The organism is Thermobaculum terrenum ATCC BAA-798, assembly GCF_000025005.1.
Taxonomy (GTDB): domain Bacteria; phylum Chloroflexota; class Chloroflexia; order Thermobaculales; family Thermobaculaceae; genus Thermobaculum; species Thermobaculum terrenum.
Window position 1 is genome coordinate 730468 of sequence record NC_013526.1, and the last position, 21404, is coordinate 751871.

23 protein-coding genes are annotated in these 21404 nt (G+C 65.2%); 6 read left to right on the top strand and 17 right to left on the bottom strand.

From position 1 onward, the window contains the following. Positions 1-51: 51 nt before the first annotated feature. The 4 genes from TTER_RS12875 to TTER_RS12890 are packed head-to-tail and all read right to left on the bottom strand — an operon-like array spanning position 52 to position 2891. Positions 52-939, bottom strand: coding sequence for a universal stress protein (locus TTER_RS12875; protein ID WP_012876479.1), 888 nt, complete (start codon positions 937-939; stop codon positions 52-54). 29 nt (positions 940-968) lie between these two features. Further along, positions 969-2006: a universal stress protein gene (locus TTER_RS12880; RefSeq protein ID WP_012876480.1), complete on the bottom strand. Its 1038-nt coding sequence runs from the start codon at positions 2004-2006 to the stop codon at positions 969-971. Positions 2007-2029: 23 nt separating this feature from the next. Continuing rightward, positions 2030-2359 (bottom strand): SHOCT domain-containing protein, encoded by a 330-nt coding sequence (locus TTER_RS12885; RefSeq protein WP_012876481.1) that lies wholly within the window; start codon positions 2357-2359, stop codon positions 2030-2032. Then, on the bottom strand, positions 2352-2891 hold the full coding sequence (locus TTER_RS12890; RefSeq protein WP_012876482.1) for a flavodoxin domain-containing protein: 540 nt from the start codon (positions 2889-2891) through the stop codon (positions 2352-2354). Before TTER_RS12890 ends, TTER_RS12885 begins: the two co-directional genes overlap by 8 nt. A 176-nt stretch (positions 2892-3067) precedes the next feature. On the opposite strand from TTER_RS12890, the gene TTER_RS12895 reads away from it, so the two are divergent. Next, positions 3068-4699: a sensor histidine kinase gene (locus TTER_RS12895; RefSeq protein ID WP_012876483.1), complete on the top strand. Its 1632-nt coding sequence runs from the start codon at positions 3068-3070 to the stop codon at positions 4697-4699. On the opposite strand, the gene mgtA is transcribed toward TTER_RS12895, so the two are convergent. The 12 genes from mgtA to TTER_RS12955 form a co-directional block, all read right to left on the bottom strand. Then, the gene (gene mgtA / locus TTER_RS12900; RefSeq protein ID WP_012876484.1) at positions 4658-7138 is read right to left on the bottom strand and encodes a magnesium-translocating P-type ATPase; all 2481 of its coding nucleotides are present in this window, start codon (positions 7136-7138) and stop codon (positions 4658-4660) included. The genes TTER_RS12895 and mgtA overlap by 42 nt on opposite strands. Positions 7139-7145: 7 nt before the next feature. Continuing rightward, the gene (locus TTER_RS12905; protein ID WP_012876485.1) at positions 7146-7547 is read right to left on the bottom strand and encodes a hypothetical protein; all 402 of its coding nucleotides are present in this window, start codon (positions 7545-7547) and stop codon (positions 7146-7148) included. Positions 7548-7796: 249 nt separating this feature from the next. Next, a complete protein-coding gene (locus TTER_RS12910; protein WP_148212027.1) occupies positions 7797-8402 on the bottom strand; it encodes a DoxX family protein in 606 nt (201 codons plus the stop codon). Positions 8403-8519: 117 nt separating this feature from the next. After that, positions 8520-9497 carry a universal stress protein gene (locus TTER_RS12915; RefSeq protein ID WP_012876487.1) on the bottom strand — a complete coding sequence of 326 codons (978 nt, stop codon included), beginning with the start codon at positions 9495-9497 and terminating at the stop codon, positions 8520-8522. Positions 9498-9571: 74 nt separating this feature from the next. Continuing rightward, positions 9572-10180: an NAD(P)H-dependent oxidoreductase gene (locus TTER_RS12920; RefSeq protein WP_012876488.1), complete on the bottom strand. Its 609-nt coding sequence runs from the start codon at positions 10178-10180 to the stop codon at positions 9572-9574. A gap of 34 nt (positions 10181-10214) precedes the next feature. Beyond that, complete coding sequence (locus TTER_RS12925; protein ID WP_148212028.1) at positions 10215-11156, bottom strand: universal stress protein; 942 nt, start codon at positions 11154-11156, stop codon at positions 10215-10217. Between the two features lie 470 nt (positions 11157-11626). Continuing rightward, positions 11627-12337: a PIG-L deacetylase family protein gene (locus TTER_RS12930; protein WP_012876490.1), complete on the bottom strand. Its 711-nt coding sequence runs from the start codon at positions 12335-12337 to the stop codon at positions 11627-11629. Positions 12338-12347: 10 nt separating this feature from the next. Then, the gene (locus TTER_RS12935) at positions 12348-13298 is read right to left on the bottom strand and encodes a GNAT family N-acetyltransferase (RefSeq protein WP_012876491.1); all 951 of its coding nucleotides are present in this window, start codon (positions 13296-13298) and stop codon (positions 12348-12350) included. 6 nt (positions 13299-13304) lie between these two features. After that, a complete protein-coding gene (locus TTER_RS12940; RefSeq protein WP_012876492.1) occupies positions 13305-14150 on the bottom strand; it encodes a carbohydrate ABC transporter permease in 846 nt (281 codons plus the stop codon). Beyond that, the gene (locus TTER_RS12945) at positions 14147-15076 is read right to left on the bottom strand and encodes a carbohydrate ABC transporter permease (protein ID WP_012876493.1); all 930 of its coding nucleotides are present in this window, start codon (positions 15074-15076) and stop codon (positions 14147-14149) included. Before TTER_RS12945 ends, TTER_RS12940 begins: the two co-directional genes overlap by 4 nt. A 6-nt stretch (positions 15077-15082) precedes the next feature. Continuing rightward, positions 15083-16444 carry an ABC transporter substrate-binding protein gene (locus TTER_RS12950; protein WP_012876494.1) on the bottom strand — a complete coding sequence of 454 codons (1362 nt, stop codon included), beginning with the start codon at positions 16442-16444 and terminating at the stop codon, positions 15083-15085. Between the two features lie 60 nt (positions 16445-16504). Then, on the bottom strand, positions 16505-17218 hold the full coding sequence (locus TTER_RS12955; protein ID WP_241215295.1) for a GntR family transcriptional regulator: 714 nt from the start codon (positions 17216-17218) through the stop codon (positions 16505-16507). 183 nt (positions 17219-17401) lie between these two features. On the opposite strand from TTER_RS12955, the gene TTER_RS15900 reads away from it, so the two are divergent. The 5 genes from TTER_RS15900 to TTER_RS12975 all read left to right on the top strand — a co-directional run bounded on the left by TTER_RS15900 (position 17402) and on the right by TTER_RS12975 (position 20659). Continuing rightward, positions 17402-17548: a hypothetical protein gene (locus tag TTER_RS15900; protein WP_169302705.1), complete on the top strand. Its 147-nt coding sequence runs from the start codon at positions 17402-17404 to the stop codon at positions 17546-17548. 37 nt (positions 17549-17585) lie between these two features. Continuing rightward, positions 17586-17912, top strand: coding sequence for a hypothetical protein (locus tag TTER_RS12960; protein ID WP_012876496.1), 327 nt, complete (start codon positions 17586-17588; stop codon positions 17910-17912). Positions 17913-18460: 548 nt separating this feature from the next. Beyond that, on the top strand, positions 18461-19090 hold the full coding sequence (locus TTER_RS12965; protein WP_012876497.1) for a TetR/AcrR family transcriptional regulator: 630 nt from the start codon (positions 18461-18463) through the stop codon (positions 19088-19090). Beyond that, entirely contained in the window at positions 19044-19925 is an 882-nt protein-coding gene (locus TTER_RS12970; RefSeq protein ID WP_241215255.1) for an ABC transporter ATP-binding protein, read from the top strand. The genes TTER_RS12965 and TTER_RS12970 overlap by 47 nt, the downstream gene beginning before the upstream one ends. Further along, complete coding sequence (locus tag TTER_RS12975) at positions 19922-20659, top strand: ABC transporter permease (RefSeq protein WP_012876499.1); 738 nt, start codon at positions 19922-19924, stop codon at positions 20657-20659. Before TTER_RS12970 ends, TTER_RS12975 begins: the two co-directional genes overlap by 4 nt. A 69-nt stretch (positions 20660-20728) precedes the next feature. On the opposite strand, the gene TTER_RS12980 is transcribed toward TTER_RS12975, so the two are convergent. After that, positions 20729-21403: a DUF305 domain-containing protein gene (locus tag TTER_RS12980; protein WP_012876500.1), complete on the bottom strand. Its 675-nt coding sequence runs from the start codon at positions 21401-21403 to the stop codon at positions 20729-20731. Position 21404 lies beyond the last annotated feature (1 nt).

The following is a 21404-nucleotide window of genomic DNA, read 5'->3' on the forward strand; positions in this document are numbered from 1 at the left end:
AGAGACCACCGTCCGGCAGGCCGTAAACGACCACCCCTCTCGGACAACACCTCACGGCTGAGGCGCCTCCTTGGAAGGGCATATCAGGACCGGACCGGGAGCAGCGTGCAGCACCTTGATCGAGGTGCTGCCGAGATCGGGAGGCTGGGCAGCATCCAGTCCCCTGCGGCCCACGGCGATGAGCGCCCGCCCCGATAACTCCTCGGAGGCTCGCACCAGCACCTCCGCCGCGTCACCCGCCTCCAGCCGGATCTCCGGCCTACGGCCAGCCACCCCCTGTAGGTCAAAAGCCCGATCGTTGAGGTGCTGCAGCGCGAGCCTCAGCAGCTCCTCCCGTGCCGGAGGCATACCTGCCTCGTCCCCAGGTGGCGGGGGGTAGGCCCACAGCAACGTCGCGCTGACTGAGTAGAGCTTGGCAAGCTCGCAGGCGATCTCGGCAGCCCTCTCGGCCTCGGGGGAGAAATCCTCCCCTACCACAACCCACCGAGGGGGCCAGGCCGCCTCTCCACCGCGCATGACCAGCACGGGGCACGGAGCGCGCTGCACAACTCCTTCGGATACGCTGCCCAGCACCAGCCGCTGGAGGCGGCCGAGCCCGCGGCTACCCATCGCCACAAGCCCGGCCGACAGCTCGAGCGCGAGCTTGACGATCTCCTGGGACGGCCTGCCCTCCACGAAGTGGATGTCCGCTACGGGGGCCCCGCACCGCTCCACCTCCCGTGCCTCTCCCAGCAGCAGCTCCCAAGAGCTCTCCTCCGCCCCCTCGAACCCGGCGTCCACCCCAAAGGGGTGCGTTGCCAGGCGCTTGGGCCTCTCGACATGGATCAGGTGCAGCTTGGACCCTGTCCTGCCGGCCAGATCCGCGGCCGCCACCATGGCGAGCCTGGAGTCGGGAGAGCCGTCCGTGGCCAGCAGGATAGTTGTTGGGAAGAAACTCATCCTGGATACCTCCTTGGAGGAGACGTACGCTATCCTTCGGAGGATAGCAGTGTCCGCTCCAGATCCCGTAGGATATTACGAGCATCCTCTTCGCCGTCCGGGATAGCTTGGGACAGCGCTCTGAGCGCCGCCCAGACGAGCGCGCGCCCGGAGCCATCCAGCTCCAATCGGCAGTCGGAGCTCGGTAGATACAGATAGTTGGTCCACCCGAACCTGCGGGGCCGTACCAGGAGCAGCGGCATAGTACCATCCCCGATGAGCCGAGACGGCACGCTCCCAGTCGGCAGCCAGTCTCGCCCGATGCGGCTGTGCGTGGCCATCACCACCAGCGCCGCATCTCTGTGATGATAGACCTCACTTATGACCTCGGCCGGCGGTCCCGGACGCACCTCTATCCGGGCTCTGTAGCCCTCCAGAGCTAGATGGAGCCGAAGCTGCGCCAGGTAGCTTAGTGCCTCGATCCTGCTAAGCACCATCTGTCGTCTCGATACATCCTCCTGTCGAGGGTAGGCCGTTGACAGCCATAGCTCAGCCCCCAACCGATCTGCTAGGGCCTTGGCCACGACCAATGCCTCTTCGGCAGCCAACGACCCATCCAAAGGCACGAGGATCCTGGGGTGTTTTTGGGCCAACAACGCCACGGATTTCGAGGGGTCGGTGGGCACCAGCAGCACGGGCACCTGGGCACGCGACAACACCTCGCTAGCGACCCGGCCGTACGCGGCCGAACCCGCGCAGCCCATCCCGTGGGCGGTCATAACAATCATATCCGCCTGGCGCAGCCTCGCCTCCTCCAGGATCCATGCCGCCGCCCTCCCGCACCGCACCACGCCCCGGGCTGGGACTCCACGTTGGGACACCTCCTCCGCCAGTGCCCCCACGTACTCCGCGGCGGCGTGATGAGCCTCCTCGTCCCTCTCGGTCAGGTACGCCTCGCGTCGATCGTCAAGCTCGGCAATCCTCACCAGCAGCAACTTCGCCTCTAGCCTAGAAGCCAGCACCTCGGCATAGGCCAAGGCCTGCTCGGCCAGGCTGGAACCATCCAAGGGCACCAGCAGGGTCCGCATCCCAACCACCTTCCTCTCTAACGCTAGCGATCCGCATCCTCGGTCAGCACACGCCTACACTCTTCGTATTCCTCGCGGTCGATCTCCCCGCGGGCGTAGCGCTCGCGCAACATGCGCAGCGCGGCGTCATCCTGGCGTCGGGACAGGGATCGGACTAGACCCACACCCCCCAGGACCAGGGCTCCCCAGAAGAGGAGCATCAGCACCGCGCCCACGGCCCATCCCCAACCCCAGTTGTGCATCCAGCCTCCCCACCCCATCATCGTGCCCATGCCCATCAGGGGCATGAGCAACAGCAGGGCGACGGAGCCGACGAGCACGTAGACCCACACGTTGGCGTCATCCCTATTCATCTTTCACCTCCTTGTCGGCAGCGCTATGGCCGCTGAGCCTCGCGAGCTGCCGATATACTTGCTGCACCCAGGAGCGCATGGCCTCCCAATCGCGGAAGTCGTGCTCCTCCGAGCGCGGCAGCCCAACCTGCTGCCGCGACATGAAAGGTACCATCCTGCCAGCCACCTCCCCGCCGAAGAGTCCCACGGCCACCGGCCGCACCATCTGGCGCACATCCTCCAGCATCCGCATGGCCTCCTGACGGTGTTGCGCCGTATCCGTGCTCATGACCATGCTCAGGAGGAACAGAGCAACGGGCTTCCTAGATAGCTCGTCCTGATACACCCTCACGAACTCCGTGGCCTCGGGCAACCAGTGCATGTGGCGGACGCCGCTGCCGACCAGCACGGCGTCGTAGGGAGCTACCCTCCGCACCTCGCCCACCGGCATCACGTCCACCTCCGCTCCCAGGCGTCGCAGTTCCTCCCCCATGAACTCGGCGACCTCCGCCGTCGAGCCCAATCGGCTGGCGTACGCTACGAGCACCTTCATCACCGCACCTCCTATCTCGCCTAAGCCCAGGATAGCGCGTGGGCTGCCTGGGCACCACACACCTAAGGGTGGTCTTGGCGGAGCCAGCCTTACCCCTTAGGGTAGTCCTGGCTCACGCCCGCTGCGCAACCGATGGTATAATGACCGCACCAGCAAGCTTTGGGGGAGGAGGGGAGATGAGAACAGATGCCCACAACCATCGCCTAGATGAGGGCGTTCTCAGGCAGCTACTGGAGATGGCGCCCGATGCGATCCTCACGGTCGACTGCGAGGGATTGATCCTCTTCGCCAACTCGCGGACCGAGCAGCTCTTCGGGTACCCCAGGGAGGAGCTGCTCGGGCAGACGATCGAGATCCTGCTGCCCGAGCAGCTGAGAGAGATCCACCGGCACCACCGCCAAGAGTACTACCGAGCGCCCCGTACCAGGCCCATGGGGATAGGGCTGGAGCTCTGGGCGAGGCGCAAGGATGGCACGGAATTCCCCGTGGAGATCAGCCTCAGCCCACTGGACACGGAGCATGGCCTGCTCGTGTCGGCCGCGGTGCGAGACATCACACCTCGCAAGCGTCTGGAGGAGGGCTTGCGATTCCTCTCGGAGGCCAGCAGGTTGCTCGCCTCCGCCATCGACCGCGACACCGTGCTGCAGGTGACGGCTCGCCTGCCGGTGCCCAGGCTAGCTGACTGCTGCATCGTGGATGTGCTGGGGGGCGATGGCCGCCTCCAGAGGGTGGCGATCAGCCACAAGGACAGCGATCTGGAAGCGCGCCTCCAGGAGGCGCTGGGCGAGTACGCTGCCGAGCCGGGCAGCGACCACCCAGTGTGGAGGGTGCTGCGCACCGGCCGCGCTTGCCTGTCTTCCCGGCCCGACGAGGCCGGGTTGGGAGGATCTTCTAGCCAACTGCGCCTGTTGGAGGCACTCGCGCCGCGCTCGTACCTCTGCGCACCACTCGTGGCTAGAGATCGGGTGCTGGGCACTATACTGCTCCTCTCCAGTGAGCTCGACAGATACAAGGAGGAGGAGCTGGCGCTGGGGGAGGAGCTCGGCCGGCGCGCCGGCGTGGCGCTGGACAACGCCCATCTCTATCAGGAACTGCAGGATGCGATCAAGACCAGGAACGACTTCCTGGCCATGATCACTCACGACCTCAAGACCCCCCTGGCCACCGCCGGTACGTACCTCCAGGCCCTCAGGCTGCAGCTCACAACCAGTGGCCGGGACGAGGATCCAGGCCTCAAGGCCATACTGGGCAATATGGAGCGTACCATCCACCAGATGGCCGACCAGGTCCAGGAGCTCCTGGACATAGCCCGCCTGCAGAGCGGCCAGGAGCTGGAGCTTGCGCGGCGCCCGGTATCGCTGGCGGAGATCGCCCTGCAGGCCGTCGAGGACTTCAGGAAGACCGCTCGGGGGCACCAGCTGCGGCTCAGGATCGACCAACCGGAGCCCATCGGTATGTGGGACGCCGCCCGCCTGCAGCGGGTGGTCGCCAACCTGCTGTCCAACGCCATCAAGTACAGCCCCGAGGGAGGGGACGTAGAGGTCAGCGTCCGCTTGGAGGGGGACGCCAACAGCGGGGTAGGCGTGTTGACGGTGCGGGACCACGGCATCGGCATACCTGCGGCGGAGCTGCGGCGCGTGTTCGACCGCTTCTACCGGGCGAGCAACGCCAAGGGCAGCTCCGGCGGCACCGGGATGGGCCTGGCCAGCGCCAAGCAGATAGTAGAGCAACACGGCGGGACGATCGAGGTGGACAGCAAGGAGGGATCAGGCTCGACCTTCACGGTCAGGTTGCCCCTGCAGGGTTGAATTCCGCGGCCGACCCAGGTGCCGCGAATACAGCCAGCGCTTGACCAGCTCCGTCACGATCAGGTACGCCGCCACGAGACACGCCAGGATCAGCAGGTAGCCGGCGGGCAACGGCACGAAGCCTAGCTTGCCGGCCAGGGGAGAGTAGGGCAGCGCCATGCCCAGGAGGACCACCGACGCGACCGTCGCCGCCAGCGGTTTGCTGGGCAGCGACGCGAGGGGGTTGCCGAACGTCCGGATCACGAGCACGACCAAGGTCTGGGTCGCTAGGGACTCCACGAACCAACCCGTGTGGAACATACTCTCCGAAGAGTGGAACAGCTTGAGCAGGACGGCGAAGGTGAGTAGGTCGAAGCCTGAGCTCACGGGCCCCATGACCAGCATGAACTCCCGGACCAAGCCCAAGTCCCACCGCCTCGGCTTGCGCACGAAGGTCGGATCCACGTTATCGGTGGGTATGCTGACCTGCGCGAGATCGTACAGGAAGTTGTTCAGCAGCACCTGTGTGGGCAGCAGGGGCAGGAAGGGCAACAGCACGGCCGCGGCGGCCATGCTGATCACGTTCCCGAAGTTTGAGCTGGTGCCCATCAAGATGTACTTCATGACGTTGCCGAAGGCCCTGCGACCGTGCACGATCCCTTCGTGGAGAACTCGCAGGCTGCGCTCTGATAGCACGACGTCGGCCGCATCCTTGGCCACCTCCGCCCCCTTGGCGGCCGAGATCCCCACGTCGGCGTTCCGCAGGGCCGGAGCATCGTTGATGCCGTCCCCCAGGTAGCCCACCACGTGGCCCCTGCCACGCAGCGCCAGGATGATGCGGCTCTTTTGGGCGGGCGACACGCGGGCGAACACCTGGACATCCTCGGCGAGCCGTCCCAAGCCGGCGTCATCGAGTGCGTCCACCTGCGCCCCTAGGACGACGCGCGAGGCATCCACGCCCACGCTGGCACAGACGTGCCTGGCCACCAGCTCGCTATCCCCGGTGAGGATCTTGACCTTCACCCCGTCCGCCGCCAGCGCGGCGATCGAGCTCCCGGCGTCGTCCAGCGGGGGATCGAGGAAGGCTAGGAACCCCGCCAGCACCAGCTTCGACTCGGCTAGCTGAGAGGGCTGATCCATCAGCTTGTAGGCCACAGCCAGCACCCTGTGGCCCAGAGCGCCCAGGCGCTCTGGGGCCTGCAGGCAGCGCTCCCGCGCCGCTTCGTCCAGGGGGAGGACCTCACCGCCCGCCTCGTAGCTGGAGCAGATGGGGAGCACGCTCTCCGGAGCCCCCTTCGTGACCAACAGGTACCCCTCACTGCCCTCCAACATCACCGACAACCTACGTCGATCGAAATCGAACGGCAGCTCCCTCACCTTGATGTAACTGGGGGCTGGGGCTTTTACGTGGGCGAGGATGGCGGCATCCAGTGGGTTGTCTGCTCCTGCAGAGTAGTAGCTGTTGAGGAGGGCCAGCTCCAACACCCTGTCGCTCGGCGAGCCCAGGGCATCCAGGTGCTCCACCAGCCGCATCTCCCCGGTGGTGAGCGTGCCCGTCTTGTCGCTGCACAGCACGTCGATGCTCCCGAGGTTTTGGATCGCCGGCAGGTGCTTGACGATCACGCGGTGACTGGCCATCCTCATGGCGCCGTGGGCGAGGGCGATCGTCGTGACCATGGGCAGGAACTCGGGTGTGAGCCCCACCGCCAGGGCAACGGAGAAGAGCAGCGCCTCCAGAGGGTCGCGCCTCCGCATGAGGCTGGCCATTAGCACGAACCCCACCAAGAACACGATCACCCTCAGGATGAGGACGCTGAACGTCCGCAGCCCTCGCTCGAACTCGGTCTCAGGCTGTCGCTCGGATAGCCTGGCCGCGATCTCCCCGAACTGCGTGCGCGCCCCCGTGGCGGTGACGCGCACGACGCCGCTGCCGCTCACCACGTACGTGCCCAGGTAGACGCGCGAGTCCCTGCCTGGCGGCTTCTCCACCGGCAGGGACTCGCCGGTCAGCACGGACTCCTGTACCTGCAGCCCCTCGGACACCAGCAGCCAGCCGTCGGCTGGCACGGGATCCCCCGCCACGAGCCTCACCAGATCCCCCGGTACTACCTCGCGGCGTGGGACGACCCGCCAGGTTCCATCACGCAGCACCTTGGCGGTGGGCACGGCTTGGGCCCTCAGCCGCTCGATCGCCCGCTGCGAGCGGTGGATCTGCAGGTAGCTGAGGGCGCTGGAGAGCATCACCATAGCCACGATGATGGCGGCGTTGACCTGTTCGCCAACGAGCGCCGAAGCCCCGGCCGCGGTCAGCAGGAGGAGCGACAAAGGGTTGGCCAGAGGCGCCAGCAGCCGGCCGACGGCCCCGACGCGCCTCCCCTGCACAGGTTCGTTGGGGCCGACCTCCCTGAGCCTCCTACGCGCCTCCCGCTCGCTCAAATCCGAGAGCTGGCGCTCGCCCATCCCCCGCTCACACACGGCGGCCTTCCTTGGGGTGCCGGAACTGCTGTCGCAGGGACAGGGCAACGATCGCGAGCCCAACGGCAACGTAGCACCCCAGAAGCCAAGTGTAGCCGACGACTAGCAGCTCCACGGCCTCAAAAGCCATGAGCATTAGGCCGGACACGAGAGATATCTGTAGACCCAGCGGGTGGCGTTTGGATTGCAGCCACGTAGCCACCATCGCGCTACCACCTACAAGCAGCATCAGCGCCAAGCCCGGAATGGTGTAGCTGGCAAACAGCGAGCCCTGGAGCCTGTCGATAGGGGGCGTGTATCCCAGCAGCAGGCCGAGGACTCCTCCGAGGGCTGTGAGCCCCAAGAAGCCGTCCAGCAAAGCCAGCAGCTTCCTCTCCAAATGTTGAACCCTCATGATTCGAGCTCCTCTCATCAAGTGCCTCAGGGCACGGCTTCGGGCGCCTACCTACCCAAGCCCACAGCAGGCCCTGCCCCCAGGCCAGCCAGTGCCGGCTGACTCGGAGGAAGCTCCACCACCTCAAGAGCAAGCAGCACGACCCCACCCGCCCGCTCTCCTAGAGGACGAGGGCCTCAATCCGCTGCCGTCTGCGCAAGCTAAGGGCCGGCCGGCAAGAGCCGGCCGGCAGAGATCTGGAGCGCATGCCTACCGAGGCGTGACCGCCGGAGAGGCATGGCGATGGAGGATCCTCTCGGCCATCGGTCCCGCGTGCCCCGGCACCCCGACCAGGGGCAGGACGTACCTGTCGAGACCGATGTACCCCGCTATCCTCCAGGCGAGCATGAGCCCTATGGCCCCGATGAGCAGGATGGGGTTGGTGGAGACCGCGCCCGCCAGCAGGTAGTTGGCGTTCATCACGGCACCGAAGAAGGCCGCTATCCCCGTGAGCACCCCCAGGATCAGCGCGATGCCCACCAGCACCTCCCCCCACGCCACCAGGTAGCTGAACAGCGCGGCATGGGGGATCACCAGCTCTCGCAGGAACCAGGCGTACCACCCCTGCACGTCGGGGTGCTCGCCGCCCGTCTTGGCCAGCGCCCCCTTGGCAAATCCCGCCACCGCCGCCCCGGCCTTGGAGCCCACCCAGACTCCAGATGGGTCAACGATCTTCTCCCACCCAGCTCGCAGCCACTCGTAACCCACATAGAGCCTCACCACCAGCCAGAAGATCGCCATCCTGGAGTCGGCGAACAAGAACCGAGTGATGCTGGGCTCCGGAATCTGTGTGGGGTCTGCCATAGCAACTCTCATCGTAAGTACCTCCCGTTAGGTTATTAGAGCCGTTTCCAGTTCTCAGCATAGCCCTTCGAGCCCTCAGCCAGAACACTCCATGGGGTTGTTCCGCGCTACCTAGGGGGCAGTCTTGCCCTACCCCTTAGGATGGCCGCCCTCCTCACCCACTGCGGCGGCGCTGCCTGTGCCCGCCCCCTCCACGGCACCGCCCGTCGGGCGGACAAGCACCAGGGGAGCTGTGCCCCTGAGGAGCACCGAGTGCGCCACGCTGCCCAGCAACAGCCGAGTGGTTGCGCCCCTGCCATGCGTGGCCATCACCACCAACGCCGCCCCCACCTCGCGGGCCGCGTCATCTATCACCTCGACCGGCGCCCCGACGCCCACGTACGTGCGCGGCCTCCTGCCGCCGGACCACCTACGAGCCACCGCCTCCAGGTAGCTCCGGGCGCCCTCCTCCCGCACCTCCAGCTCCTCCTGGAGGTAGGAGGTCGCCATCCACTCATTGGCGAGCGTGAGGGTGGGGGGATACACGGCCCGCACCAGCACCATCTCTCCCCCCAAGGTATCGGCCAGCAGCGCCGCGAATGGGATGGCGGCCTCGGCAAACGCCGAGCCGTCCAGGGGTACCAGCAGCACGGGGGCCTGGCCGAGCCTATCGACGTCGGGGTTATGTATCCATGCCCGGACCAGCATCACGGGCACCTTCGCCCGCGCGAGCACGCCCTCGGCGACGCTGCCGTACAGGAACCGAAACACGCCGCTGCGGCCGTGCGTGGTCATCACGATCAGGTCGGCGTCCTGCGCCTCCGCGGCGATCCGCGCGGCCGGCACCCCCTGCAGCACGGACCTCAGCGCCCTCACCCCCCGGGCCTCGATCCTGCCGGCTATCTCGCCTAGGTAGCTGCGCGCCTCTTGGACCTCAAGGAGGTGTTCTCGCGCCTCCGCGGGGCCACCAGGCCATTCGGCAGGCACCACCCGCACCAGCAAGATCTCCGCGCCGCTGCGCTCCGCCAGGACCTGGGCATACGGCAGCGCCTGCTCAGCGAGCTCGGAGCCGTCGAGCGGCACCACAATCCTCCTCAGTGTAGTGGGTTCGTGAGTGTTGGACATCATCTGATTTCTCCTTAGGGTAGATCTCGAGAGCGGTCCCTGGCGAGGCCCCGACCCACGCTCCTCCAGGCCAGCGGCTAGGGCGTCATCGCGGCGATCCGCCCCAGCCGCAGCCACATGGCCACCGTGGCGACCCTCTCCCCCAGCTCCCTGGCGGCATCCAGCTCCGTCAGGTTCGGAGGTCGGTCGCCGCCCGGACCAGCGACCGCCACAGCGCCGTAAGGGGACCTATGCTCCACGAACATAGGTTCCGGTAGCCCTGGGGTCACCACGACCATCCCCAGGTGCATCATGAGCCTGAGCACGGCCTGCAGGGCATGCTCGCTGCCGGCGTGCTCCGCGCCGCAGCTGACGAAGGCTGCCCCCACCTTGTCCTGGAACATCTGGTGCCACCAAGGTGCCCGGCCCTCGACTTTGGCGCCTACCTGCCCAGAGAGCAGGGTCTCGAAGAAAGAGAGCGCCGGCGATGCCGCGTTGCCGAAGTACGCCGGGGTGCCCACTACGAGGGCATCAGCGGCTCGCAGGTCTGCCAGCTCCGGCGGCGGCTCCTCGCCTATGCGATACAGCAGGACCTCAGCGCCTGGCACTCGCCTGCAGCCCTCCGCCACCGCCTGGGCCATCGCGGCCACCGAGCCGAACCTGGAGTAGTACACCACGGCCACCTTTACGTCACGATCCGCATCCACGACATTTCCCTCCCTTGTCACCCTCAGCCCGCGCCTAAGGACGCCTGGCAAGCAGCACCAACGGGGCGGCGCCGCAGCGCAGCACCTCGGTCGCCACGCTGCCCAGCACCAGCCGCTCGAGGCCGGTACGAGCGTGCGTGGTCATCACCACCAGCCCCGCCCCGTGGCCACGCTCCGCCCGGCATATCTCCCTCCCCGGATCGCCGAGGGCCACGTCCACCTCGGCGTCCACCCCGTGCCGCCCGCAATCGCTGGCAACCCTTTGGAGGTAGCTCTCGGCCTCCAGCCGCGCCACCTCTTCGGGGGCCTCTGAGTAGCGGAAGGTATCAGGGGCTGTTTCGGTCAGGACCGCCCCCTGCTGCGCTCTCGCGCTGGCCACTCTGAACAGCACCAACTTGGCCGGAAGCATCCTCGCGATCTCTCTAGCAAGGGGCAAGGCGGCCTCGGCGAAGTCCGTGCCGTCCAGGGGCACCAAGATGGTGGCGACCTCGGTCGGCGCCATCGACTCATCAGTCCACCCTCGGACCAGCATCACCGGTGATCGAGCGCGAGCGAGCACGCCCTCGGCGACGCTGCCGTACAACCATCTGCCCACACCCGTCCGCCCGTGCGTGGTCATCACGATCAGGTCGGCTCCCTCCAGGATCGACGCGCGCACGATCACCTCCACCGGCTCCCCTATGTGGACGGTCGCCTCGACCTTCGTACTAGCATCCCTCAGCTGGGATGCCTTCTCGTCCAGGTATCGCTCAGCAGCGTTGAACGCCTCGAGCAGGTTCCCCGCCGACATATGCGGCGAGACCGCCCTCAGCAGGACCAGGCCGCCGGATGGCCCCTTCGCCAAGAGTTTGCCCCAAGGGATCGCCTTCTCCGAGAGATCAGAGCCATCCAGCGGTACTAGCACCCTCATGATCTTGCCTCCAGCTGCGAGCTTTGCACCCTCATGGTAGTACGGGGAGATCGCGGCCCGACACACCCCAAGGTGTGGTTCTCAGCCACCCGCTGGGGTAGTACTGCGGTGCGCTGGACACCCACAAGGATACCCAGTCTCCTTCGCTCCGGAGCCCGCGCGCCTCACAGAGAGCGCTGACCCCATGGGTAACGCTTCTCAAGAGGCCAAGGCCGATCCGCCCCCATATCTCGGCATGCTGCGGTAGATCGGGGGCGCGCTCGAGGCACATACTCGAGACAAATCCTTCTTTACTAGAAGGTTCGTACATCCACAGGACGATGCATCGAGGCAGCCCCCCCGTAGTGTGCAACCAAGTTGGACAGCATGGCCCGACCCACACCAGAGGCCGCCTAGGTTATACATAGTGAGAGCCGAGAGATGGGCCAGCTACTTGGCCCCACAGGCAGCCGAGCGCTCCGGGGAATGTGTCGTCGGCGGCCAGGTCACCATTGAGGCAGCTTGATCTCAGCGCTAGGCGGCTGCTCCCTCCCCACTTACTCTGTGAGGAGACCCATACGCTGCCTGACGCTGTAGTAGCTGGCAGGACGCATGAGCGCCACGGCGCGCTCGCAGCCCGCCTCCGCCCCCCGCATGCGGCTGGCCCCGTCGTACCACTGCTCGTACCTGAAGGATACCACCTCACCCCGGAAGAGGCTGTAGGCGTGGATGGCCTCCAGGTACCGGTCCCATACCTCGGTGACGTCCAGGTACACCTCGGGCCTGAAGCCCTCCATATCCTCCCAGTTCTCCGCGAAGTACACCCGGGACGGCGAGTGTTCGGGATATTCCCGCTTGAACGCCTTCAGCCCTGCAAAGAACAGCGAGGCCATCACGTTATCGTGGGTGTTGTTGTGATCCCTGTGGAAGCTCCCCCTCCAGTGGGTGAGGATCACGGACGGCCGATGCTTGCGAATGAGGTCGGCCACCATCCACTGCGCCTCCTCATTGACTGGTAGCTCGCCGTCCGGATAGGGGAGCATGACGCACTCGGCCCCCAGGATCTCGGCGGCCCGCTGCGCCTCCTCGCGCTTGATCTGGAGGTACTCCTCCGGCGTCAGGGTGGGGCTGCCCTTCTCACCTCCCGTCATATGGACCAGCACCGCTCGCCAACCCGCGCGGACGTGCAACAGCACGGCAGCTCCGCCCATGATCTCGGCATCGGCAGCGTGGGCCCCTACTACCATGATGCACTTGTGCGACTCCACAACTCACCTCCTACAGATCTTTCTTGAGCACGGCAAATCGCCTCACCTCATGAAAACCACACTGCGAGTATAGCTTCGCCGCATAGTCGCCGGTCCAGAGGAACCATGCAGCGTGATAACCCTTCTTCCGCATCTCCAGGAGCATGTGCGCGAGCAACACCCTGCCTATGCCACGGCTCCTGAGGTCAGGGTTCACCCCAAAGGGGCCAAAGCGCTCAGCCCTGTGTTGGGCGTACCCCACGACCTCTTCCTCCAGGAAGGCCACCACCATCCCCACCGTGCGAGGGTCACCGGCAAACAGGTCTCCCAGCACCCCCGAGGCCTCACGGTGCCAGTCCCAGGTGAAGTGCTGCTGGACGAACGCCAGCACAGGCACTATGTCCCCAGGTTCGACCTCCCTCACCACCACCCCCTCGCCGCGCAGCCTCTCCTCCACCTCCTGGATGTGGGCCGGTATCTGGAAGCCCGTGAGCTCGGCGCGCATGCTGAGGGGACGCTCCACGACCTCCCAGCTATCGCGCAGCAGCCACTCCACCGCCCTCCCGTAGGCGTGCACATCGACGCCGGGGGTGAAGTAGTTGGGCACGTACGGCGAGATCGCGACGGTCCTCGCCCCCAGGCTCCTCAGCCGCTGCAGCGCCTCATCCAGCAGCCTGCGCCCGATACCCCTGCCTTGCCAATCCGGCTCGACCCCGAAGGCCGTGATCCAGGCCTGCTCCGGCTGGAGGCCGTCGTTGAAGAACGGTACCCGCCGTCTGAGCGACAGGACGAAGCCCCTTAGCTGTCCTTCGCACTCGGCTACCAGGCAGCCCTCCGGATCGAAGTTAGGATCGAGCAGCACCTTGGAGCGCCAGGTAGCGGGGTTGATGGGGTCCACCACCAGCGCCGAGTTCCACACCCTGAGCAGGGCTTCCTCATCGGTGGCCCGATAGGGCCGAACGGAGATGTATGCTTTATCCATGGATCCTCACCCCTTCATACCAGTCATAGCTATACCTTGCACGAAGTACCGCTGCAGCGCCAGGAACACCAGCACCACCGGGACGATCGCCAGCGCGGAGCCCGCCATCTGCAGGTTGATCACCTGTGGGCTGCTGGCGTAGACCTTCAGGCTGTTGAGCCCCAGCGGGATCGTCCACATGTCCGAGGACCTCACCACCACGAGCGGCCAGAGGAAGTTGTTCCATTGGTAGACGAAAGCCAGTATGCCCAGCGCGCTCAGCGCCGGAGCGCTCAGAGGGACGGCGATCTGCCAGTAGATCCGGAACTCCGACGCGCCGTCTATCCTAGCCGCATCCAGCAGCTCCTCCGGCAGGCTCAGCATGTACTGGCGCATCAGGAATATGCCGAAGGCGGTCACGATGTTCGGTACTATCAGTCCCCAGTACGAGTTCACCCAACCGAGCTCCTTCACTATGTAGAACACAGGGATGAGCACGACGAAGAAGGGGATCATGATGGTGGCCAGCACCAAGACGAAAAGGAGATCGCGCCCCGGAAATTGAAACTTGGCGAAGCCGTACCCGGAGAGCGAGCTGGTGAGCAGTATGCCCAAGGTGGTGGTCAGGGCCACGAAGAGGCTGTTGAAGTACATCCTGCCGAGGGGCAGGACCTCTCGCAGCCGGATGTAGTTCTCAAGCTGCGGGCTGTGCGGGAACCACACCAGGGGACGAGCCATGACCTCCGCGGAGGTCATCAGCGAGGCCAGGATCATCCAGATGAACGGCAGCAGCATGAGAAACGCCCCCACCGATAGCACCAAGTACTTCAGAGCGTTCAGGAACGCGCTCGATGGCCTGAGTTGTGCGCTCATTCTCTCTCCCTCAACAGGCGTAGCTGGATCAAGGTCATGGCAAACACGACGACGAACAGCAGGATCGCCATAGCTGTAGCTCGTCCCATGCGCAGGAACTGAAATGCCGTCTGGTACATGTACAGCACCAGCGTGTTCGTCGAGTTGACGGGCCCGCCGTTGGTAAGGATGAAAGGCAGGTCGAACACCTGCAGGGACGACAGCGTGATGATCACGGCGACGAACAGGATCGTGGGGCGAAGCAGCGGCAAGGTGATCCTCCAGAACTGCTGCCAGCTACCAGCCCCGTCCACCTTGGCGGCATCGTACACCTCGCCAGGAATGCTCTGCAGCCCCGCCAGGAAGATGATCATGTAGTATCCCAACTCGTGCCAAATGGAGGTAGCGATAAGGCTGGGCATCGCCTGGCTTGGGCTGTTCGTGAAATCCAGCGTCGGCAACCCCAAGAACTGGAGGACACCGTTGAACAGCCCATACGTGGGGTGATAGAGGTTAGACCACACGATGGCGATGGCCACAGAAGAGGTAACGTAGGGCATGAAGAAGGCCGACCTCCAGAGAGCCCTCAGCCGCAGGCGGGAGTTGAGCAGCAGCGCCACCGCCAGGGACAGCGCCATGGTCAGCACAACGTTGCCCAAGGCGAACACGACGCTGTTCCTGAACGTCTGCCAGAACAGGGGATCCTCGAACAACAGATAGCGGTAGTTCTCGAACCCCAGAAAGCGCGCTCTGCTCAGGGGGACCAGCATGTTCCAGTCGTGCAGGCTCACGTAGATGGTGAACAGGAAGGGGATGAGAGCGAAGACCAACAGGAAGGCGATGGAGGGGGCTATGAATAGGTAGCCCGCTACCGCCTTCCTGCCGAGCACCCTGCGGTGCGCGCGCCTCTCACGTGCTGCTTCCTTTGTGGCACTGATCGTGCGCATGGGCTGCTACTGCCTCTTCTCTTTCAAGATGCGGTCGGCCTCCTGAGCCGCCGTATCCAGCGCCTCCTTGGGTGACTTCTGCTTGTACCAGGCCGCCTCTATCTGTTTCTGCAGAGACGTCTTGATCTCCTGAGCGCCAGGTATGATCGGCTCGGTACGCGCGTTGCGGAGGGCATCTACGAACGGCTTGATGAACGGGTCGTTGATCCTGTTGGCCAGGGCCTTTTGGTCGGACAACTGGCTGGGTAAGGCGTTCAGCCCGGTGGTAAGGTACTCCCCCATGGGCGAGGCCTTACCGTTCCTGGGACTGTTGAGGCATTCGATGAACTTCCAGGCAATGTCCGCGTGTGGGCTGTTCTTGTCAACCCCCCACAGCCAGTTGTACTGCAGCGCCACCGACTCATGGCCGTCGTTGTACGGGATGGGTGCAGAGCCAAAGCTCTTGATGCCCAGAGAGGATGCTCGGAGGGATGCCCCCCACCAGTTGGCCATGATCGTCATGGCAGCTTTGCCGGAAACGAAGTCCTCCAGCCCAAAGCCCAGGTTGACCGAACCGTCGTTGATCAGGTCCATCTCGAACCCGAGGGTCTGCACACCGGGCTGCTGGTTGAACAGGGCTCGCGAGTAGTCCTTCGAGACGAACTCGCCGCCGTTGGACCACAGCAAGGAGAGCCAGGGGTGCACCACCCCTGAGTCCCAGCCCTTTATGAGCATGAATCCGGCCTGGGATATCTTGCCGTTCGAGTCCTTCTTGGTGCACCGCTTCGCCGCGGCCCTGACGTCGTCCCAGGTCTTGGGCACCTCGTCCACGCCGGCCTCATCGAAGATGCGCTTGTTGTATATCAGCTGATAGGAGTCGACCTCCGTGGGATATCCCCAGACCTGCCCGTTGTAGGTCACGCCCTCCACGGAGCCTTGGCCGTAGCTGCTCTTGATGTCGTCGACTACGTCCACCGGAGGGGGCGCCAGGAGGTCGCTGCCCACGAAGTCCGGCAGCCACAGGTTATAGAAATGATAGATGTCTACGGACTGGCCTCCCAGCCTGCCGGTCATGATCTTCGTCAGCAGCTGGTCGAAGGCGACCGTCTGGTGCACGATGCGGACGTTTACCTTGCGGGCGCACTCCTCGAACCAAGGAGTCAGCGCCTTCAGCAAGCTCTGGTCCCCCCAATGCGTCAGCACCGTCAACGTGACGCTGGCTCCGCTGGGGCCGCTTACGTGGGGCGCGGCCGTGGGGGTGATGGCTGGCTTGGCCTGTGGGGCTGTGGGGGTAGATGTGCCAGCGCCCCCGCAGGCCGCGATCAGCGCCGGCAACGCCGCCGCCGATGCCTGCAGAAAACGCCTGCGATTTATCCTGTAGTGACTCATCTTGCTCCTCCTGCCTGATCTTTACTGGGTGCTGTTCTCAAGCCCTTAGACCTATATACCTCACCTCCATTCCCTGGTAAGACGGGTACAGAAAGTGTATCTGTCGCCTCTGTAGGTCGACACAGCGTACTCCACTGGATGACCGTGGTCGGTGTACGTGGTCCTACGGGTCAGCAGCACCGGAGACCCCGGGGATATCCTAAGCAGGTTCGCCTCCTCCTTGCCGGCCAGTCCGGCCTCCACCTCCTGCAAGGCCTCCACCAGGGCTATCCCGTATTTAGTTTCGAGCAGCACGTACAGCGAGTTGTGTTCGAGATCCTCCTCTAAAAGCCTCTCGCACCCCGGAAAGTAGATGTGGGTGAGCTCCAACGCCAGCGGTTCCCCGTCAGAGGTCCGCAGGCGGTAGAGCCGGAACACTTCCTGTCCCGGGGGCAACTGGAGCCTCTCGGCCACCATGGAATCGGCCTCGCACATACCGGCGGACAACACCCTGGCGTTAGGCGTCTGCCCCCTGTTAAGCATGTCCTCGGTGAAGCTGGTGAGCCTGTCCAGCTGCTGGTTGATGCGAGCCCTGCGCACAAACGTGCCCCTGCCCTGCTCCCTGTACAATAGCCCCTCGTGAACGAGGTCGGTGATGGACTGCCGGACAGTCATCCGGCTCACCCCGTACTGCTCGCACAGCTCCCTCTCCGAAGGGAGCCGCATGCCCTCCGCCCACTCCCCGGAGCGGATCTTGTCGCGGATGAGCTCTTTCAGCTGGTAGTACAACGGCACCGGGGCCCTGCGATACAACGCACCTCTCCGTACTTTATGATGTCATGATGTATATACCAATACTGTTATAGCTCTTATAAACCCAAAAGAGGCTGTTGTCAATACCCCAAACGGACGACCTTGCTGCTCGCGATGTACCCTTAAGGCCATGCTGCGCGTCGAGGTGGATGCTAGCTTGGCCCCGTGAATACCGCCGCGTCTCGATCCCTGTGGGGTGATGGGCCCCGGGGCTTTGGGGTGTACGTCTCAGCGATCGTACCTGCGGCGTTCGAGGTCCACGCCAGGGTGTTTCATCCCGCCTGCGATCGAGATACGGCACTCCCGGAGTGAGGTCGCAGCTCGCCGCGGCAAGGTGGCCCATCCAGAGATGCAGCGGCAAGCCATCACCCAGGATGGCCAGTCCTTCCTGCCGCCGGAGGGTAGTCTACCGGTGGAGATCAGAGGCCGAGTGCTGGGCATCCTACGGAGATGCCCAGCGACGCCCAACGATTGCTTCCTAGGGGCGCGGGCGGGCTATGGCGGCGCGGAGTCCTCTGTCCCGCAGCCGCTCGCTTTGGTACCCAAGATAGAGGGCACCTTAGAGGACGCTCTCTCACTCGACGATTCAGGAGAAGACCTGGAAGCCCTCGAGGCCTGGCCCTGGCACAGAGCTGATGCCGGCGGCACATGGGCCTCTCGAGGTTTCGGTCCATAGGTAGTTGAAGTGGGGCTGACGCGTGGTCGTAGCAGCTCCATAGGTTGGGAGACGTCCGGGGAGTCGTTGGGGTTGATGCGCCTGGACACGGGGAGCACTCCGGCCAGTCGGGGACAGGCAGCAGCCTCAGGCGCAGGGTGAGCCCGCGACGCAGCCCATCCAGCCGTCCCACGGACGGAGCAAGCATCCTCCCATGACTCCCTAGGAGAACGCCTCCAACACCGTACAGGCACACCTCCCCGGCAGGCCAGCGACGACAGCCGAGCCCATAGGCAGCGCAGCCAACGGGCATTCAAGAGATATGGACGCCGTGGGACGTCTCGGGACTGGGGTGGTCAACCAGGGTACCCATCGCTCGCGCACCCCTCAAACGGTGCAGCGGCTGCCGCACCTCACGCGAACCTTGCTCCCGCATCACCAACCGGGCAAGGCACCGATCTAGGGCCGACCGCGCGGACGGCCCCGGGAAGAATCCATCTCCGCAGCTCTTGAATGAACGTTCAATCAACAGTATAATGGCCGTGGCACCACTCGGCCAGGAGGGAGGCATGGAAGGTGAGGATCGCAGGCAACAGATCCTGCGCGCGGCGTTCGAGGAGTTCTCTGAGAAGGGTTTCCATGGCGCCACCATCAAGGGCATCGCCGAGCGCGCCAGCTTGCAGTCCCCGGCCCTCATCTACTGGTACTTTCCGGGAGGCAAGGAGGAGCTGTTCGCCTCCGCAGTGGAGAGCCAGCTGTCCTTCCTGCAGTCCTTCCGGGATCCGGAGGCGCTCCTGGACCTCCCACCGGACGCCCTGCTCCGCAAGGTGGCGGACGCCTACGGGGAGTTCGTGTCCCGCCCGGTGACGATCAGGCTGGCCCGACTGCTCCTGGGGGAGGCCCCGCGTCACCCAAAGCTGTTCGACCCGGTGGTGGCCCGCGGCCCCATGAGGGTGTTGCGGTTCCTCGAGACGTACCTGGAGCGCCAGGTGCAGCTCGGGAGGCTGCGGCCCCACGACGTGCGCGCGAGCGCGAGAGCCTTCCTGGGCATGCTGTTCCCCATGGGGCTGTCCCATGTGCTGCTCCCGCAGCTGCGGGAGCACGGCCCCACGGACGAGGAGTACGTCGCCACCATGATCGAGACTTTCCTGGATGGCCTTAGACCTCATCCACAGGAGGCAGGAGATGACGGCGATTGAGGTACAAGGGTTGACCAAGCTCTACGGCCGCACGGAAGCGCTGCGGGGGATCGACCTGGCCGTGCCAGAGGGCTGCCTCTTCGGTTTGCTCGGGCCCAACGGCGCGGGCAAGACCACGCTCATCAAGGCGCTCGTGGGGGCGCTGCGCCCCAGCGGGGGCAGCGTGCGCGTGCTCGGGCTTGACCCCCTCAGGCAGCGCCGGCAGCTTCGCCAGCAGATAGGCTACATGCCGCAGTCGCCCGCCCTCTACGAGGACCTGTCGGCACGCGGCAACATCGCCTTCTTCGGCGGCGCGCACATGAGCCACGGCCTGGATAAGAGGGTCGAGGAGGTGTTGGAGCTCACCGACCTGACCGGCAGGGCCGATGATCCCGTGCACACTCTATCCGGAGGCATGAAGAACCGGGTGTCCCTGGCCGCGGCGCTGGTCCATAGCCCGCGCGTGCTGTTCCTCGACGAGCCGACCGCAGGGGTGGACCCGCACCTGAGGGCCAGGTTCTGGGAGCTGTTCCGTCGGCTGACCTCAGAGGGCACCACGGTCCTCATCAGCACGCACCTGATGGACGAGGCGATGCTGTGCGATCGCCTGGCGATTCTCCTGCAGGGCAAGGTGATAGCAGACGCCCCGCCGCGCCAGCTCGTGGAGCACGGCAGGGCCCACCTCCGCGTGCGGGAGCAAGGGCGCACGCACGAGGTGCTCATAGGGGGCACCCCCGAGGACCTGGCCGAGGCGCTGAGGCCGTACGGCCTCAGGCCCAGCGTGGAGGCCGTGAGCGTGAGCCCGGCCTCCCTGGAGGAAGTGATCCTCTCGCTTTGGCAGGAGGTGGCACAATGAGGAGGACATCACTGGTGGCCCGCAGGGTGCTCGCGCAGCTGGCGCACGACAGGCGGCTGCTCGGGCTCTCGATAATCGCCCCGCTCGTGATAGTGTACTTCCTGAAGCTCTTCTTCGACACCATGCCCCCGGGATTCGACGTCGCCCGCTACGCGGTGCCGATCGCGGCGTTCCTCGTGCACTTCCTGGCGTTCCTGCTCAGCGCCATCGTGCTGGTGCAGGAGCGGACGGCGGGGACCATGGAGCGGATGTTCATCAACGGCTACCAGAGGCACGAGATCATCGGCGGCTACCTGCTGGGCTACTTAGGGCTGGCCACGCTGCAGGCGGTCGCGGCGCTCTCGGAGGCGCTCCTGTTGTTCGGCCTCAGCTACAGCGCCGGCACGCTGCTGGTGCTGTTCGTGGTGATATGGCTGCTGGCGATCGCCTCGGTGATGCTGGGCATCTTCATCTCAACTTTCGCCCGCCACGAGGGGCAGGTCTTCCCGTTCGTGCCGATGATCATCGTTCCCTCGGCCTTCCTATCTGGGCTGCTGGTGGATCCGGATCGGCTCCCGACGTGGGCGGACTGGCTGGGCAGGGCGTTCCCCCTCCGCTACGCCAACAAAGTGATTCAGGAGATGATCCTGCCCGGTGGATCCCTCGGGGATGTCTGGCTGAACTTCCTGGTGCTCGTGCTCTACATCTTCGCCCTCCTTGGGCTGGCCGCCAGGGCCATGCGCGAGGTGGAGTAAGGGGTCATCACCAGCGCCGGGTCGCGGCGTAGTTGGCAGGCGGGGTCTTCCCCGCCTGCGGTGAATGGATCAGGGAGCGCCGTACCATGCCTTGCGCCAGCGGCGCATCTGGTCGATCTCGGCCTGCTGGGTCTCGATTATGTTCTGCGCCATCTTCCTCACCTCCGGGTGCTCGGCTCTGCGCAGCGCCATCCGCGCCATCGAGACCGCCCCCTGGTGGTGAGGGATCATGGCATCTATGAAGGCCTTATCGAAAGGCTTGGCCCGCCGCAGCTCATCCAGATCGGTGCCCATCATGCCCTCCCCGTGCATCCCGGGCATGGATCCCATCATGTCCTCATCAGGCCGCGGGACCTGGCTTGCGCCGTACCACTGCCTGTACCAATCGCGCATCTGGTCGATCTCGGCCTGCTGGGCCTTGATGATCTCCCTTGCGAGCTGCTTGACCTCCGGGTGCTCAGCCCTCTGCAGCGCGATCTTGGCCATGTCGATGGCCGACTGATGGTGCGCCGTCATGCCAATGATGAACATCTGGTCGAAGGGCATGTGGGCCTCTCCCCCGTGACCTCCGTCCATGGGCGGCATCATCCCGTGCGCCTCGGTGGGCACAGGGGTCATAGGCATCTCACTGCCTGCCGCTCCCTGCCCAGTGGTCGGTGACGGGGTAGCCCCCGGAGAGGCTCCGCCCCCGCACGCCACCAGCAGGAGCAGCATCGTCACGGATAGCAACTTTAGGATCCTCACA